This is a genomic window from Streptomyces sp. NPDC005303, from assembly GCF_040607335.1.
Taxonomy (GTDB): Bacteria; Actinomycetota; Actinomycetes; order Streptomycetales; family Streptomycetaceae; genus Streptomyces.
On sequence record NZ_JBEXGM010000022.1, the window covers coordinates 105,757 to 120,855 of the forward strand.

The following is a 15,099-nucleotide window of genomic DNA, read 5'->3' on the forward strand; positions in this document are numbered from 1 at the left end:
CCCACCAGGGGCCGAAAAAATACAGCTCAGGCGCTTGCAGATCCAGAGCTTCTAGACGGCCCCGATCCCTGAAAAGCCCCATAAGGGGGTATTGCCCCTATCTGTCCGATTCGAGACCTGAGTTCCTCAACTGCTCGCTGATCGAGCTGGAGCCTGTCGGTCTTGATCGAGTTGCAGAGATAGTGGGCCAGCTGAACGTTCGCTGGTTCATGCGTTCCGCCTTGCGCCAACGGAACGACATGATCGAGTGTCGGCGCTTGAGGGTGCGGAACGACCTCATCCCGTGCTACAGCCTCACCGCACAGCTGGCATGTCCAGTGGTCCCGCTCGTACACCTCGGGCCGGCTGACGGGTGCGACGAAGGCGTTGCGTTCCAGCGCTCGGCGCTTGTCCTTCGCTGATCGTCGGCCACAACGGGGGGAGCAGTTCTGGTCGCGTGGATTGTCGGTCACGAACCAGGCTCTGCACATCGGACAGCATGCGCTGAACCAGCGGCGCCGCAACGGGCGAAGCACTACCGGTCGGGCCACGCGCGGCGCCGCTAGCAGCGGCTTCCAGGCGAGCTCAACCTGGGCGTGCTTCGCGTGGCTCACCTCGTACCAACACGTATGCGAGCAGTAACTCGCTCCGCGCTTGGTCACCACTGCCTGCCGATCGCACCGCGCGCAGGTGATCGTGTACTGCCTCTTCTTCCCCCGGTCATACAGGCGGGATTGGAAGTGCCCGTGCTTCTCCTTGTAGCGGCGCTGGTACTCGCGCATGCGCTCCGCGTTGAAGGCTTTCCTGCATTCCGACTTACCGCACTGTTTGCGGCGGGGGTGGGTCATGGGGGTCGCGCAGTAAGGGCACGGCACCGCAGCGGCTCGTCGAGCTTCTTCCCGAGCAGCAGCGGCTTGCGCCTGGCGCGCGAGGCGTCTCCGCTCCCACTCGTCTGCTCTGCCGGTCTCGCGCGCCCGAGTCTTGTTGAAGCGGGAACGGCAGTTGGCGGAGCAGTACTTGGGGATCGGCCCGTCGCCAGCCACGGGGGCCTTCTGGTCACATTGGGCGCAGTTGATCCACTCAGGTCTCATTCTGTCTCCAGGCATACGGAAGGCCCGATGCCTGGAGACATCGGGCCTTCCTTCCTGCGGGAGCTACCCGCAGGCGTTTTCGGTTGTGAGGTTGATCAACGCTTCCGGCTGGAACCTCTGTTGGCCTTGCTGCCGGGCCAGATGCCTGTCGCCTCATGGAAGCGCAGAGCGCAGAATCCCTTAGCCCGAGGCCCGAGGAACCGGCTGGTCCTGGACACGCAGCGCGTGAACGCCCCGCTGCGAGGCGCGTATCCGATGCCGGCCGCCTTGCCGTTGGATGTCGGACGGTCGCTCCAATACCGCCGCCCTTCGCGGACGATGCGCCGGTTGGACTTCGCACGGTTGGCCACAGGTCTCACTCCTTCTGCGGCGCGGGCTCCTGGTCGGGGGCTTGTGGTTCGTCTACCCGTTCGATGCGGGCTCCCATCGCGGCGGGGATGGCGGTGCAGAAGCCGTTGCCATCGCGGAAGATGGCCCAGCCGCCGGCGAACTCGACGGTGAGGGGTTCGTCTTCGAGGAGGATGTCGTCGCGGCGTTGCCCTGCCGGGTGGATGATCAGGTAGGCGGGCATGGTCACCGCCCTACAGGAGTCCGGGATGCTGCTCGGGTTCGCGTTTCCGTCCGGGCTTGGGGTTGGCGCGCTGGGCGGCGTTCCCTTCGGCTGACGACTTCCGCATGTGGCAGGGCTCGCAGACTCCTTGGAGCTGCTTGTGGTCGTCGGTCTTGGCCTTGATGTGGTCGCAGTGCGTGGATGGCCGCACTCCGCAGAGGACGCAGATTGGATTCCTGGCGAGGGTTTCGGCGCGGAGGCGAGCCCAGTTGCTGGGCAGCCGGCTCTTGCGGTCGCTGCCTTTCCATCCCCCGCTCACGTCTGCTTCTCGGCGTTGGGGTCGTCTTTCTGTCCGGGCCGCCAGTCGGTGAGGAGTTCGAGGGTGAGCGTGCGGTCGTCGGGGTCGTAGCCGGTGATGCGGTAGACGACTTGGTCGGCGATGACGACGTCCCCGTCTTCGATCAGGATGTAGAGCCCGGACTGTCCGAGGATGTCGACGTGCATCTTGGCCCACCGCGGTGCGGTGTCGACCTTGATTCCGATGCCGAGGTGTCGTGTGATCTGTACGTCGCCGTATACGGGGGCGGCCATCGCTACTCCTCGGGGCTGCGTTCGGTGTCGCTGTTGAGCGCCCGCGTGACCTTGCCTTGCGCGTACACGATCTCTTCCTGTACCTGCTCACGGAAGGTCTCGAAGTCGGGCTCGATACGCAGCTTGACCGGGTAGCCGTCGGGATCGAGGGGCACGTCGTTGGCGGGGATGTCGACGGTCTCTTCGAAGACGAGGATGGCCCGTGCGCCGATCTTCTCGGCGATTCCGGCGAACAGATCAACCGGCTCGGGATGCGACTGGTCGGGACCGAGCACGTAGCGCTGCGGCTCGTACTGGTCGACGACGAGCACGAACGGCGGCCGGTCGTCTTCGCTGCCTTCGGGGAGTTCGAGGATCTACAGGCGGGCCATGGGCGCGGGCTCCTGTGTGGTGGGTCTACGGCTTCCAGTTGGGCCCGCGTAGCGCTTCGGGCACGTCGCTGGTGGTGATGGGCTGCGTTGCCGTGATGCGGTGTCCGGCGGTGTCGTAGTAGTCGATGCCGCCGAGTTCGATGTGGTCGCCGACGAGCGTGAACCAGGGGCTCATGGTTGCGGCTTCGGGCGGGGCGTCTGGTGCGGACCAGGTGAGGATGACGTGTTCGCTGTCGCGCCGACGGGAGAGCTCGCGGCCGGGCAGGAGGTGCTGGTGCTTGTTGAAGTCGGCTTCCAGTACCGCGTTGACCGCCAGCTCGACGCGAGTATCAATCACGTCAGGTCCCCTTCGGCCGCGATGACGATGCGGCGGGCGAAGAGTGTGAGGGTGACGGTGACTGCTTCGTCTTCGCTGATGTCGTGGACGCGGATCTTGGTCCCGGAGGGGATGGGGATGTCGACACCGTTGATGCGGACCGCGCTTGGTACGAGGACGGGCCCGGCGCTTCCTCGGTCGATGATCTCGATGTCGGCTCCGCGCCGCACGGGCGCTCCGGGCTTGTCGGTGTCGAGGGCCATGGGCGCGGGCCTTCCATGGGTTCAGGTGATGGGGGTGCCGCACCACTGGCAGCGTGGGGCGATGCTGTGCGGGGCGCCGCGTCCGTGGCGTCCGCGCTTGTGGAGGTACCGCATGCGGGCGGCGTAGATCCGCGAGTAGGCGGCGACGTACAGGTGGTAGAGGCCGCCGGACTCGCGCCTGAAGCTGGGGACGTGGCGGTAGGCGAACCGCTGGGTGGCGTTCACGCAGCCACCTCTCAGGCTTCGAGCGCCCGCCGCACGCCCTCTTCGAGCGTCACGGTCGGCACGTAGTGGTTGAGCATCCGGGACGGGTCGCTGACGCGGTGGTGGACGCCTTGGGGCGCATCCTGCCGGTGCTTGAAGTGGGGCCGGTAACCTGCCGCGTCGGTGACGATGCGCGCGAGCTCGTCGAACGATGTCGCCCTGCCCCAGCCGAGGTTGACCGGGCCGGTGACCTCATTGTCGAGGAGTGCGAGGGTGGCGCCGACGAGGTCGTCCACGTGGATCCAGTCGCGCGTCGAGTCTCCACTCCCCCAGATCTCGAACGGGTCGTCGCGGCGTTTGGCTCTGGCGATGAACGCGGGGAACGGGTACGCCTCGTCCTGGTCCTCGCCGTAGCCGCTGAACGGGCGGGGGATGAGGATGCGGCAGCCTTCAGCCTCCGCGTAGGACGCCAGCTTCTCCCCCGTCAGCTTCGCCCAGCCGTAGCTTGCATCCGGCTCTTCCATGTACGCAAGGTTGATGTCCTCTTCGTACAGGCGCCGCACGTCGCCGGGCTGCTGAAGCGCGACCGGATACGCGGCACTGCTGCTGAAGAACACGGCGCGCGGGGTGCCGGTGCGGATGAGCCACCGCATGTACCAGGCGTCGAGCGCAAGGTTGGTGGCGACGCCGAGCGGCGAGCCGTCGATGCTGGCCCGCCCGCCGACGATCGCCGCCGCGTGGATCGCGAGATCGTACCGGGTGTCGTTGGTGCGGAAGAAGTCGAGTGCGTCGTCGCCGTCGGCGAGCTCAACGCAGGTGATCTCGTAGCCGCGTTCGTCGAGGGCCCGGTGCAGGTGACGGCCTACGAAGCCGCCCGAGCCCGTGAGTAGGGCCCGCATCAGCCGCCTGCCTTCACGGCCTTGTAGACGCCCCACGGCAGCGCCGCATCGACCTGCTTGAGCCCGATGCGGGCACACGCGTCGTCGTGGGCTTCCTGGCTCCAGGTGGTGACGTCGGTCCACACCTGGCCTTCGGCGGGCTGGTCGCTGATCGGCCAGTCGAGGACGAGGAGCCCGCCGAGCTTGACGGCCTGCCGGAGTTCGGCGAGGAGGTTGAGGCAGTCGGCGTAGCCGTGGTGGATGAGGACGGCGAGGGAGACGACCGCGTCGGCCTTCTTGCCGTACTGCCCGTACAGATCCCGGCCGGGGTTGCACAGCGTGGGCATGTCGGGGTCGTGCTGGCGCAGCCGGTCGAGCATGTTCTGGCTCGCGTCGACGGCGGTGACGTCGTAGCCGAGCGCCCGTAGCGGGATGGCGACGCGACCATCCCCGCAACCGAAGTCGACGACCTTGCAGCCGTCGGCCAGGACGGTGCCGATGAGGGCGGCCTGGTTGCGGCCGGAGTTCCAGTAGGCGTCCTCGTCGATGCCCCGGGTGGGGTGGATCGCGGACGGGTCTGCCTGGTCCCAGGCTTCGATGATGTCGGCGGCGGTCATGAGGCTTCCTCAACAGTCCGGCATGGCCCAGTGCCATGTCTCATCGACGGTGCGGGTGACGTCGTTCTTGACGGCGCCGTCAACCCGCCATCCGTTGGGCTCGAAGACTGTGAGGTCGACGTAGGGATCGATCTTGTCGGGCTCGATCACGTGAGTGACGATCGCCGCTCGACAGGGTCCCGGGCGCCACTTTCCGTCCCCGGCCTCCGCCCCCTTGGCTACGTAGTGGACGATCGCGCCCACCCCCGGGAGGCTCATCCGGACTCCTCGACGAGCTTGCGCAGCTTGGCCAGGTCGCCGTCGAGGCCGCCGTTGTCGCGGTAGTCGTAGTAGGCGGCGGCGTCCGAGGATGCCCGCTCGGGGCTGTTGCAGTCCTCGTAGACCGCATCAACGCTCGCCTTGCCCGCCGCCGGGTGTAGGTGCTCGATGACCATGTCGTCGAGGTAGGTGATCCGCCCCATGCCGCGACCCCACGCAACCCAGACCAGATCCACGCAGAGGTGGACCATGGCGCTCGGGGCCATGTAGCCGAGCGTCTGCACGATGTCCGACGTCATTGCCACGGCGGTCGCCATGGCCTCGCCTTGGAGCAGGTCGTTGCCGTAGACGATGCCGGGCCCGCCGGACAGGCAGACACGGATCCGCTCATCCCACGGCGTGGCGGCTGGCCGGGGCCGGTGGTCGTCGCCGAGGAACGCGAGGAACCGGTAGTCCGGCGCGTTCTTCACCGCGGCCTGGTTGAGCGTGCCGACGAGGCGCTTCCGCGCCCAGAACACGAACCGCACCCGCGCGTCGTCGGCCAGCTGCTTCGCCTGCTGCTTGTACCCGCCGAGCTCGGGGTCGTCTTTGTCGACGCAGAACAGCACGTCTGCGGTGGCCCCGGTGTCGTCCCACGCTTGCATGATCTCGGGGATGGAGCCGGGCCGGCCGCGGGTGGGGATGATGACGAGGAGGTCGTCGGCCATGGCGCGGGCTCCTATCCGACGGCGGCCCAGTAGGTCAGGTTCGTGGCCGTGTTGCTGGCCGGTGTGATCGGGGCGGGAAGCGCCGTCAGCCCGGTCCCGTTGGTGGCGTAGCGCAGTGAGGCTCCGCTGAGGTTGGCGCTGTGGAGGCCGCCGCTGAGCGTGCCGCCGCGATAGATCTGCGGCATGGTCGTGGCGGTGACGAGGAACGCCACCCAGTACAGGCCGGGTGTCGCGGTGACGTTGATGGTCTCGGTGAAGGCTCCTGTGCCGGTGATGCGCGCGTCGACGCCGACGCTGGCAAGCAGGGTTCCTGCCGCGTTGTAGAGGCCGACGAAGTTTCGGCCGGCGGTGGCGCCGCTGCCTGCGCCGTTGCTTCCCCAGATGAGCTTTGTGAGGGTGGTGTACTTCGGCACGTAGACCGCCGATAGGTAGAGCGTCCCGCTGGTTCCGGCGGTGCCGTTGCCGATGGTGGCGGGGTCTTGTGTCCAGGCGACGAGGTTGTGGTCTGCGGGCCTGGGAACGCCGAGGGCCCTTCCGGCGACCGAGAGGCTGCCGGTGATGCCGTCGAAGGTGCCGCCGCCGTCGAGCGTGCTCGTGGGGGCGGCCGGGTCGCCGACGATTTCGCGGATGTTGAGGCCGCGCTGCAGGCGGGTGTTGCCGCCTCCGTCCCGCCATCCTGCGGTGTTGCCGTTGAGGGTGCCGGAGTTGACGGCCACGTAGGTGTTTCCGGTGGCGGAGAAGCCGTATTGGGGGCTGCGGGTGCCGGAGCCGTCGTCGTCGATGCCGGTGAGGACGCTGATGTCGGTGGCGATGACGTAGGCGGGGCTGGTGTCGACGTTGAGGCCCGCGTAGTTGCCGCCGCCGGTACCGCCGTTGCGGCCGTCACGGTTGAGTCGCGCGTTGGTGATGACGACGGTCGCACCCGCGGAGCCGCCGGTGACGAGGATGCCGTTCTGGGTGTTGCGGTCGGTGGAGCAGCCGAGCAGGGACAGCTGGGCGTTGCCGGGCACGATGTGAAAACCGCGCAGGTTCCATTCGGCGCGGCAGGCGATGAGTGTGCTGTTGCCGCAGCCGGACAGGTAGAAGCCGTATCCGCCGGCCGCGATCGACTCGACGTCGATCATTGTCGTGTCGGTGGTGTTGTTGAACGAGAAGGCGTTGCCGCCGGTGTCGGAGGCGACGATGCGGCGCAGGCGGCTGGAGTACGGGGCTTGGGGCAGGCCGGCGGGGGCGGAGAAGTTGTAGGTGAAGTAGATGGCGTGCCCGCCGAACTTCTTGATCGACAGGTTCTCGAACACCATTCCGCGGATGGTGCCTTGTGCCTGGATGCCGTCGACCGCGTTGCCGCCGGGGAGGGCGGTGCCGTCGAGGGTGAGGTCGTACAGGCGCTGTTCGCACGATTTGGCGGCGTATCCGCCGAGGGGGGCGTCGAGGATGCGGATAGCGGAGACGCCGGAGAAGCTGGCGAGGGGTTTGATGCGGGCGTTGACCTGCGTCCAGCCGCTCAGGTTGTCGAAGTGGTCGCCGTGGCTGCCGCGGAGGGTGACGCCGGGCGGGATGGTGAGGGGCGCGCTGGTGGCGTAGGTGCCTGCGGGCAGGTAGACGGTTCCGCCGGTTCCGGCCGCGTTGAGCGCGGCCTGGATGATGGCGGTGTCGTCGGTGGTGCCGTCTGCTTTGGCGCCACGCTGGCGGACGTTGATCCAGTCGAGGATCGGCGGGCGCAGTGTGCGGGTGGCCGAGGTGGTGGCGCCGGCCGCGGTGACGATGTTGGGGCCATAGGCGGCGATCGTGTTGGTGCCGTCGTCGTACAGGCCTGCTGTGGCGCCGTGCAGGTGGGCGCCGTCGAGGGTGACCGAGGATGCGCCGGACAGGCGGGCCCCGTACTGGGGGCTGTTGGCGCCGGACCCGTTGTCGTCGATGCCGGGGTAGCAGGTGATGTCGTCGATGGTGACGGGGACGGTGGCGCCGATGACGGCGAGCCCGGCGTATCCGGCTCCGCCTGCGCCGCCGTTGCGGCCGTCGCGCCGTGTGGACAGTCCTGTGATGAGGATTGGCGTGTTGCCGGTGGCGTCGACGAGCAGGCCGTGCTGTCCGTTGCGGTCGGTGGAGGTGTCGGCGATGTGCATGCCGCCGGCGCCGGTCCAGTCGCCCCATGCGCCGGTGATGTGGATGCCGTGGCTGCCGTTCCATTCGGCACGGCAGTCGATCATGCGGCCGTTGGGGCAGTTGGCGAGGACGATTCCCTGCCCCCAGCAGCCGATGGCCTGCACGTCGTCGAGGGTGACGTCGGTGCAGCCGGTGAGGAGGATGCCGTTGGCGTGGCAGGTGTCGGCCATGACGTGGCGGAGCCGCCACGAGAACGGGTACTTGCCGTCGCTGGTGCGGGCCGCGGTGACGATGCCGTTGTTAGGCACCTTCCGGACGGTGAAACCGTCGAGGACGACGTTCTGTACGTTCCCGCGCGCGTACAGGCCGTCGACGGTGTTCCCGCCGAGGAGGGAGCCGTCGATGGTGACGTCGATGATGCGCTGCTCGGCGCTGATGTCGGGGTGGGTGCCGTCGCTGTCGCCGATAATCTGGATGACCGAGGTGCCGGTGAAGCCTGCGGCGGGCTGGATGTAGCAGGGGTAGGCGGCGGCGCTCATGCCGGGGCCGGTCATCATCGCGGCGTGTGAGCCGCGCAGGGTGACCCCGTTTTTCAGGTCGAGGGTGGCGCTGGTCTTGTAGGTGCCGCGGGGCAGGTAGACGGTGCCGCCGGGCTGGCAGGCGTTGATGGCTGCCTGGATGGCTGTGGTGGAGTCGGCGATGCCGGTGCGGTCGGCGCTGTAGGGGGCGAGGCTGGCGTTGATCCAGTCGGTGACGCCGTCGATGCGCACGGCACCGCTCTGGCCGTTGACGGAGAACACGCTGCCGACGCCGACTTCGATGACGCGGGAGGACTGGCCGCCGGTGACCTGGACGTCGGGCTGGGTTTCGCCGGTGACACGGATCCTCACCTGGTCACCTCCAGGCTGACGGTCATTTTGCCGTTGAGGAGGCGCACCACGGTCGAGCCCTGCACCAGTTCGAGGTCCCACACTCCGTTGCGGTTCAGGAGCTGTGTCTGGGTGGCGGGGATGGCGAGTTTGATGGCTCCGCCGGTGATCGACAGGTAGGGGGTGAGGTCGAGGAGGAGGTCGCCGGTGTCGGCGGGGGCGGACCGGATCTGGGATCGGGCGGTCCAGCCTGCCCACGTGAAGTCGGGGTCGTCGTCGACGGTGTAGGTCTGGACGAATGTGCTGCCTTGTTCGATGTAGAGGTCCCAGTCTCCGGCTGCCATGTCGGCCACCTCCGGGATCTGAGTGGAGGCCGCGTCGGCGGACAGGTCGGATTCGCCGGTGAGGGTGGCCGTGGCCTGCGCGGACAGGACGGTGGCCGCGGTGACGCTGCTTTCGGCGGTCAGATCGGATGCGGTGTGCGCGGACAGGAGGGTGGCCGCGGCAAGCTCGGATTCGCCGGTGAGCGTGGTGGAGGCGGTCCAGACGGCGCCGTCGGAGAGGGTGTTGAACAGGTCGAGGGTGGCCTCATCGGTGGCGCCCGCATCCCGGTGGGCGGACATGTCGACGGCGCACTGATCGACGGAGGCGGTGATCCAGGCCGGTGTGGCGAGGGTACGCCGGTTCGTCCACGTCGTGCCGTCGGGGCTGGTATCCCAGTAGACGTTCGTTCCGTCTTCGCGCAGCCGCAGGAAGGCGTGCGTGACCGGACTGTAGGCGATCTCGACGGCCCCGGCGTCGAAGTAGCCGGTGTCGGACTGCATGCGCAGCATGCCGGTGACCGCGTTGATCGTGAAGCCGCAGCGATACCCGAATGTGGGGCCCGTGTTGTCGTTGATGCCGGGCGCGTTGACCATGACGGCGCAGTACGCCTCGGTCGCCGTCGAGGCTGCGGGGGCGGTGACGACCTTCACGAAGAAGGCGGCCCCGGCCATGGTCCACGTGTAGGAGGTCTGGTAGCCGGCGTAGGAGCCTGCGACGCACGGCACGTGGGCTTTGCCGCCGGATTCGGTGACGCCGCCGTAGGCGTTGCCCCAGTCGGGGGCTATCACGGAGTCGTTGAAATTGTCGACGAGGCTGGAGAGGCTCGGCATGCGGGCCCCCGATCAGGACAGGCTGAGCGTGAGACTGCCGGCGGCAAGCCTCAGTTCGTCACCGGCGGCAACGGTGCGGGAGGCGGCGAGCATCCCGTACCAGAGCCGTACCGGGGTGCCTGCGGAGTCCCAGATTTCGACGCCGACGACGGTTGCGGCGGGCATGCCGCTGAAGACGACGTCGGCGCTGTTGCTGGTGGCTCCGGAGGCTGCGGCGGCGACGGTGAGGGTCTGGCGGGCGTAGGCCCCGCCCGCAACTTCGGTGCCTGCCACGGTGTCCGAGCCGCCCGCGGTGACGAGTGCGACTTTGAGCGGGGTAGTGGGGGCGGTCGCGCTCAGCCCGTTGATGAAGTCGAGGCAGCGGTTCTCGGCCGTGTTCGAAAGGTTGTCGCTGATCGGTCTCACCCCCTTCAGGTGATGGTGAGGATTCCGGCTTTGCGGACAACGTCTTCGCTGCCAGGCGGGTCGAGGTTGATCCACACCCGGTAGTCCCCTGCAGCGAGGGCAAGGCTGGTGCCGGGGCCGACGAGGATGCGGACGTCACCGCCGGACCAGGCGGCGTCATGCCATTCGTCGTCGGCGGGGTTGTTGCGGTGGGTGACCAGCGCCACCCGGACCGGGGTGGCGCCGGAGTCGACACCCGCAGGCAGGGTCACCGGGATGTGCAGGTACTCGGTGGAGGAGGCCGGGATCACCACGGCGTGGCCACCTCCCACCGGACCGACTGCGGGACGCCGACCGCCCACGGGCTGTAGGGCTCGCCAACGGTGATGTCGACGTCGTCGCCGGCGCCGGCCGGGACGAGTGGCCTCGCGGTGCTGGTCTCGACGGCTGGACCGAGAACGGCAGCCTTGACGCCAGCCAGGGGCTGAGCGTTCCCAACGGATGCAGCCGGGCCGAGACTTCGACTGACGGCAGCCGTGAGGGGCTGAGCCGCATCAACGGCGTTGACTCCACCGAGGGCTGCGATCTTCGTGGCCGTGAGCGGCTGCGCGGTCTCGGTTTGCGCCGCGACGGTCAGCGCGGCGGCCTTACTGCCAGCGAGCTGCTGCGCCGCCTCGGAGGAGGCTGCGAGGGTCAGAGATGCAGTCTTCGCGCCGGTGACGGGCTGTGCGGTCTCCGTGCCAGTTGCGGCGCCAAGAGCCGTCGTCTTGCTGCGGGCGAGCGCCTGTCCGGTATCGACGGCGGACGCGGCACCAAGGGTCGCGCCGGCGGTCACGTCTCCGGCAGAGAAGTCGTCGTAGCGGAGCGAGCCGGATGATTCGCCGCGGATGCCGACGCTGGTTCCGGTTGTGACACCCGTGTCGGTGACCGAGGCCCTCTGGACTCCGTTTACGAAGCCCTTGATGGTGCTGCCGACCGCCTGCACCTTCGCGACGTCGCCTGGCGCGGCGGCGGCCGTGTAGGTGCCGATGACGGTGAAGCTGCCGCCGATGACTGAGAAGAGGTCCCAGCTGGTGCCGTTGTTGCGCCACAGGTAGCCGCTGCTGATGTTGGAGTTGCCGCGGCACCACACGCCTTGGCTGACGGCTGCCGTGGCGGCGATGGTGATCTGGGCGTAGTGGTCGCTGGTGTCCATCGCTGTGGCGGCGCGCAGGATGATCGTGCCGCCCGCCGAGCCCGGGGACAGCTGGTTGGAGACAATCGACCAGTCGCCGGATACCTCCACCCATCCGGCGCCCAGGTCGCTGGTGTCGGCCCGGTTGAAGTCGTCGCTGAAGCTGGCCACGGCGCTACGCGGCGGACGTGGTCCGGCAGAAGTCTGAAATGGTCAGGGTGAAGTTGTTGCCGTCCGGCGTCCAGGTCACGTCGTGCTTGGTGAGCGGGATCAGGTCCGCGTCGGTGCCGCTGGTGGTGTCGGGGTCGTAGCAGATGACGAATGCTCCGACTGGGTTGCCGGTCGGTGAGGTGTAGGTGACGTCGGCGGCATCGATTGCCACCCTGTCGTTCGTGTCGTCGACGGTGACCGTCACCGAGGTGAGGGCTTTGCGGGTGACGGTGGTCTGCTCGTTGGTGGTGCCGGAGACAACGTCGGTGAGCGTGTCCTTGTCGCGCAGGACCGAGTCCGCCTCCAGGCCGCTGGCTTCCAGGGCGATGAGGACGAGGCCGTCGTTCGCGGCGGGCAGTGCGGCCAGCGAGGCGACGCGACCCAACGCGACGTTGAAGACGAGGTTGGCCACGGCGGTCTCCTTGGGGTGGGCGCCGCGTGGCGCAGGTTGGCGGTCCCGCCGCCCGCGCAGGGGGCTACGGGCGGCGGGACGTCGGGGCTCGGAGTGAGCGGCCAGCCCCGGGCTCAGGCGGTTTCGACGAGGTGCCAGACGAGCTGTCCGCCGGGCGCGATCGCGGTTCCGATGTGCTGGACGTCGGGCGGCAGGGGATGCCCGGTGCCGTACACGCGGAAGCTGCGGGTCTCGACCGGGCCGTCGGTGTGGATGGCCCAGACTTCGACGGCGCGCGTGTTGCGGCAGTCGACGTGCACGATGCGGCCGGAGAGTTGGAGGGGGTGCCAGCGGTCGTCGACGGGGATCTCGTAGCGGTAGATCGCGTCGGCCACGGCGCCTCCCGGCTGTTGTTGTCCGCCCGGCCCCCGCTAGGGCCGGGCGGACGGGTGGGCTGAGCGCGTGGCGCTTCAAAGCCCGTCCTGCGCAACACCCACCGCGCGCAGGGGTCTTAGGCGGCAAGTTGGCGGGGACCCTGGCTGTTTAGCCACGGCGTGGGATGCCTGTGAGCGGACCCGCCCTCGGCCGCCTTCTTGATTGTGGGGAGATGAAAGATCGGGCCCTCGGGTCCGACGAAGACGGGCTCGATCTTCTTGCGGCTCACCCAGACTTGGATGGTCGCGGGCTTGACCCCGGCGACGAGCGCTGCTTCCCTCTGGTTGCCGAGCTGCCGTTCGCCGTTCTCAACGGCCTTGAAGTGGATCTCGTCTGTGGGTGGGTTTGGGTAGGCGACCATCACACCTCCCGCTGGCATGCGAAGACCCCCACCGGTGCGTTCACGGTGGGGGTCTCAGGGGCTCTTGTGACGGAAGTATCGAGCGTCAATTACGGAAGATACAGTGCCCGGTGACCTGCTGACAAGTAGATCCAGCAGGTCACCCGGGTGGATGGCAGCAGTGCGCAGCGACGCATTCGTCTGGCGGGTGCCAGTCGCCTCGGCATCCGCAGTCGCACCCGCCCATCTTTCCGGTGGCGATCAGCTTGCGGGCTTTGGCGAGGAGCAGGTTCTCGGGGATCCAGCCAACGGCCTCTTCGAGGGTGGCGTGGACTTCCCACCGATTCCGCCAGTTCATGGCCGAGGCGCCGGGGGTGCGTCGGACGGCGTTGAGGAACGTCTCGTCGGGGATGTCCTTGCACTGCATGCGGCGGCCGTCAAGGAGGCGGATGTTCGGCGCCTCGCTCACGGCGCCTCCTCGCCCGCAACCTCGGAACAGTCTTCCGCCATCGGCCCGATGTAGACCTCGGCGGGTCCGCTGAAGCTGAACGGCCCGGCGTCGAGGGTCACGCTCTCAATGCCGTCCAGCCGTTCGAGGCGAGTGACACGGAGCCCGTCGCAGGCGGGGCACAGATCGAGGTGGTGAATGCAGTCCGGGCGATCGCTCACGCCGCCACCTCCGGGTCGACCCGATACTCCTCGACGTCGTAGGTCGGCGCGCCCCACCCAACAGCCTTGCCTGCCTTGACCTCGCTGGCATGCTCGGCGCGCTGGGTCTCGATCCAGTCGTCTGCCTTCTGGCGGGCGCTGAACACGCCACAGATGACCATGCCGACGTCGTAGCCCGCGTTCTCCGTGACGACGTACACGGCGCTCACGACGCCCCCGGGAAGTCGCGCGCCTTGATCTTCACCATGGGTCCGTCGGGGTGGTGGTAGACGATGCCTTCCCAGTTGTGGCGGGCGAGGAAGTCGCCGATCTCGTCGTAGGTGCGAATGTCGAGGCTGGGTTCGATGGTCTCGGCGGTGGCGTGGCGGATAAGCGTGTGCCGTTCGAGCCCTTCCGGGTTTCCGTTGATCTTCGGACCGCAGAGTTCGTAGGTTCCGTGGGGCCACGCGCTGTGGATCTCCGCAGCTTCGGCGTGGTACTTCGCGAACGAGGACTGCTTTATCGGCTCCCAGCCGACCGTCTTCCCTGTGTTCGGATCGCGCTCCACCGGCACATAGTTGGGCGGCGTCGCCTTGCCGGGCTTGACCTCTCGCCGGGCCCACCATTCCCCGGACTCGTCGAGCAGAATGCAGGTGCCGTCGTACTTGCGGGTCGCGGTGCCGTATCCGTCCAGGACCCACTCGCAGCCTGCGGTGACTTCAGTGAGGACGCGGCGGCGGTCTTCGGGGTCGCGGACAAACAGGGTGGGGATCTTCTGCATGGCGGGCCTTCCGTGCGGGCGTTGATGCTTTAGGGTCGCGGGCGGTTCAGGCTGCCGTCGCGTGGTTTTCGAGGGCCAGTGCGGCGAGCACGGCTTCTTGCCCGGCCCGGAGTTCCCGCCACTCCCCGATCGTCTCCCACGCGCTGTTGCAGGCCCCGCATCGCACCCGGTGGCTGTCGGCGCGGGCGGTCAACGGCTGCCAGCACACCCCGTCGTCGACTCGCGCGGGGCAGTTGCCGATCTGCACCCGCCCCGGACGCCGCTCATCGTTCACCAGGGCCGTGCATTCGCCGTGCAGCCTCCGCAGGTCGTCGATGTCCTGCCCGACCTCCTCGTAGCTGGAGCACGCCCACAGGAGGTTGTTGGCGAGGAACGCGGCCAGCTCGGGTACGGCCTGGGCGGGGTTGCCGCGCCACGGGGCGACCGTCCAGCCGAGCGTGGCCCGCCACGCATCCTCGATCGCCGACAGGCGGGCCGCTACACCACCCGGGCCGACCAGGTTGAGGACGTCCAACCGGGGCGGGATCGGGGCCGTGCGGGTACCGGAACCGCCGGACGAGACGCGGCTAGCGCCCTTCATCAACGCGGCCGTCGTGTCCAGCTGCCGGAACAGGGCGGGAAGTTCGGCTATGCGGGTCGCCGTGACGTCCTCACACGGCCGGCAAGCCCACCGATCAGCTTCGATGGTCCACAGCCGGCGGTTGCAGTGGGGGGTGACGCATGTCGGCCATTCGTAGCCAGAGTCGTCAGGGATGGGGTCGTACACGGCGGCTCCTCGGCGG

Annotated in this window: 25 protein-coding genes; all 25 read right to left on the bottom strand. The window is 68.3% G+C overall.

The window, feature by feature from the left end:
- Positions 1–26: 26 nt before the first annotated feature.
- A complete protein-coding gene (locus ABZT93_RS27375; protein WP_356109503.1) occupies positions 27–1,085 on the bottom strand; it encodes an HNH endonuclease in 1,059 nt (352 codons plus the stop codon).
- A gap of 340 nt (positions 1,086–1,425) precedes the next feature.
- Positions 1,426–1,641: a hypothetical protein gene (locus tag ABZT93_RS27380; protein WP_356109506.1), complete on the bottom strand. Its 216-nt coding sequence runs from the start codon at positions 1,639–1,641 to the stop codon at positions 1,426–1,428.
- Between the two features lie 10 nt (positions 1,642–1,651).
- Positions 1,652–1,939: an HNH endonuclease signature motif containing protein gene (locus ABZT93_RS27385; RefSeq protein WP_356109509.1), complete on the bottom strand. Its 288-nt coding sequence runs from the start codon at positions 1,937–1,939 to the stop codon at positions 1,652–1,654.
- Positions 1,936–2,211, bottom strand: coding sequence for a hypothetical protein (locus ABZT93_RS27390; protein WP_356109512.1), 276 nt, complete (start codon positions 2,209–2,211; stop codon positions 1,936–1,938). The genes ABZT93_RS27385 and ABZT93_RS27390 overlap by 4 nt, the downstream gene beginning before the upstream one ends.
- 2 nt (positions 2,212–2,213) lie before the next feature.
- Positions 2,214–2,522 carry a hypothetical protein gene (locus ABZT93_RS27395; protein WP_356109515.1) on the bottom strand — a complete coding sequence of 103 codons (309 nt, stop codon included), beginning with the start codon at positions 2,520–2,522 and terminating at the stop codon, positions 2,214–2,216.
- Between the two features lie 85 nt (positions 2,523–2,607).
- Positions 2,608–2,919 carry a hypothetical protein gene (locus tag ABZT93_RS27400; protein ID WP_356109517.1) on the bottom strand — a complete coding sequence of 104 codons (312 nt, stop codon included), beginning with the start codon at positions 2,917–2,919 and terminating at the stop codon, positions 2,608–2,610.
- Positions 2,916–3,161, bottom strand: a complete 246-nt coding sequence (locus tag ABZT93_RS27405) for a hypothetical protein (protein WP_356109520.1) — start codon at positions 3,159–3,161, stop codon at positions 2,916–2,918. The genes ABZT93_RS27400 and ABZT93_RS27405 overlap by 4 nt, the downstream gene beginning before the upstream one ends.
- A gap of 21 nt (positions 3,162–3,182) precedes the next feature.
- Complete coding sequence (locus tag ABZT93_RS27410; RefSeq protein WP_356109523.1) at positions 3,183–3,386, bottom strand: hypothetical protein; 204 nt, start codon at positions 3,384–3,386, stop codon at positions 3,183–3,185.
- Between the two features lie 11 nt (positions 3,387–3,397).
- On the bottom strand, positions 3,398–4,264 hold the full coding sequence (locus ABZT93_RS27415; protein ID WP_356109526.1) for an NAD-dependent epimerase/dehydratase family protein: 867 nt from the start codon (positions 4,262–4,264) through the stop codon (positions 3,398–3,400).
- Positions 4,264–4,860, bottom strand: a complete 597-nt coding sequence (locus ABZT93_RS27420; protein ID WP_356109529.1) for a class I SAM-dependent methyltransferase — start codon at positions 4,858–4,860, stop codon at positions 4,264–4,266. Before ABZT93_RS27420 ends, ABZT93_RS27415 begins: the two co-directional genes overlap by 1 nt.
- Positions 4,861–4,869: 9 nt before the next feature.
- Positions 4,870–5,118, bottom strand: a complete 249-nt coding sequence (locus ABZT93_RS27425) for a hypothetical protein (RefSeq protein WP_356109532.1) — start codon at positions 5,116–5,118, stop codon at positions 4,870–4,872.
- A complete protein-coding gene (locus ABZT93_RS27430; RefSeq protein WP_356109534.1) occupies positions 5,115–5,825 on the bottom strand; it encodes a hypothetical protein in 711 nt (236 codons plus the stop codon). The genes ABZT93_RS27425 and ABZT93_RS27430 overlap by 4 nt, the downstream gene beginning before the upstream one ends.
- Positions 5,826–5,836: 11 nt before the next feature.
- Positions 5,837–8,821 (bottom strand): glycosyl hydrolase family 28-related protein, encoded by a 2,985-nt coding sequence (locus ABZT93_RS27435; RefSeq protein ID WP_356109536.1) that lies wholly within the window; start codon positions 8,819–8,821, stop codon positions 5,837–5,839.
- Positions 8,818–9,954, bottom strand: coding sequence for a hypothetical protein (locus ABZT93_RS27440; RefSeq protein WP_356109538.1), 1,137 nt, complete (start codon positions 9,952–9,954; stop codon positions 8,818–8,820). The genes ABZT93_RS27435 and ABZT93_RS27440 overlap by 4 nt, the downstream gene beginning before the upstream one ends.
- Before the next feature lie 12 nt (positions 9,955–9,966).
- Positions 9,967–10,359, bottom strand: coding sequence for a hypothetical protein (locus tag ABZT93_RS27445; RefSeq protein WP_356109539.1), 393 nt, complete (start codon positions 10,357–10,359; stop codon positions 9,967–9,969).
- Between the two features lie 5 nt (positions 10,360–10,364).
- Positions 10,365–10,652, bottom strand: coding sequence for a hypothetical protein (locus tag ABZT93_RS27450; RefSeq protein WP_356109541.1), 288 nt, complete (start codon positions 10,650–10,652; stop codon positions 10,365–10,367).
- Positions 10,646–11,683 (bottom strand): hypothetical protein, encoded by a 1,038-nt coding sequence (locus tag ABZT93_RS27455; protein WP_356109543.1) that lies wholly within the window; start codon positions 11,681–11,683, stop codon positions 10,646–10,648. Before ABZT93_RS27455 ends, ABZT93_RS27450 begins: the two co-directional genes overlap by 7 nt.
- 4 nt (positions 11,684–11,687) lie before the next feature.
- Positions 11,688–12,134: a hypothetical protein gene (locus tag ABZT93_RS27460; protein ID WP_356109545.1), complete on the bottom strand. Its 447-nt coding sequence runs from the start codon at positions 12,132–12,134 to the stop codon at positions 11,688–11,690.
- A gap of 113 nt (positions 12,135–12,247) precedes the next feature.
- The gene (locus ABZT93_RS27465; RefSeq protein ID WP_356109547.1) at positions 12,248–12,508 is read right to left on the bottom strand and encodes a hypothetical protein; all 261 of its coding nucleotides are present in this window, start codon (positions 12,506–12,508) and stop codon (positions 12,248–12,250) included.
- 116 nt (positions 12,509–12,624) lie between these two features.
- Positions 12,625–12,909: a hypothetical protein gene (locus tag ABZT93_RS27470; protein ID WP_356109548.1), complete on the bottom strand. Its 285-nt coding sequence runs from the start codon at positions 12,907–12,909 to the stop codon at positions 12,625–12,627.
- 139 nt (positions 12,910–13,048) lie between these two features.
- On the bottom strand, positions 13,049–13,357 hold the full coding sequence (locus tag ABZT93_RS27475; RefSeq protein WP_356109549.1) for a hypothetical protein: 309 nt from the start codon (positions 13,355–13,357) through the stop codon (positions 13,049–13,051).
- On the bottom strand, positions 13,354–13,557 hold the full coding sequence (locus ABZT93_RS27480; RefSeq protein ID WP_356109550.1) for a hypothetical protein: 204 nt from the start codon (positions 13,555–13,557) through the stop codon (positions 13,354–13,356). Before ABZT93_RS27480 ends, ABZT93_RS27475 begins: the two co-directional genes overlap by 4 nt.
- Positions 13,554–13,766 carry a hypothetical protein gene (locus ABZT93_RS27485; RefSeq protein ID WP_356109551.1) on the bottom strand — a complete coding sequence of 71 codons (213 nt, stop codon included), beginning with the start codon at positions 13,764–13,766 and terminating at the stop codon, positions 13,554–13,556. Before ABZT93_RS27485 ends, ABZT93_RS27480 begins: the two co-directional genes overlap by 4 nt.
- Complete coding sequence (locus tag ABZT93_RS27490) at positions 13,763–14,317, bottom strand: hypothetical protein (protein ID WP_356109553.1); 555 nt, start codon at positions 14,315–14,317, stop codon at positions 13,763–13,765. Before ABZT93_RS27490 ends, ABZT93_RS27485 begins: the two co-directional genes overlap by 4 nt.
- 46 nt (positions 14,318–14,363) lie before the next feature.
- Positions 14,364–15,083 (bottom strand): hypothetical protein, encoded by a 720-nt coding sequence (locus tag ABZT93_RS27495; protein ID WP_356109555.1) that lies wholly within the window; start codon positions 15,081–15,083, stop codon positions 14,364–14,366.
- Positions 15,084–15,099 lie beyond the last annotated feature (16 nt).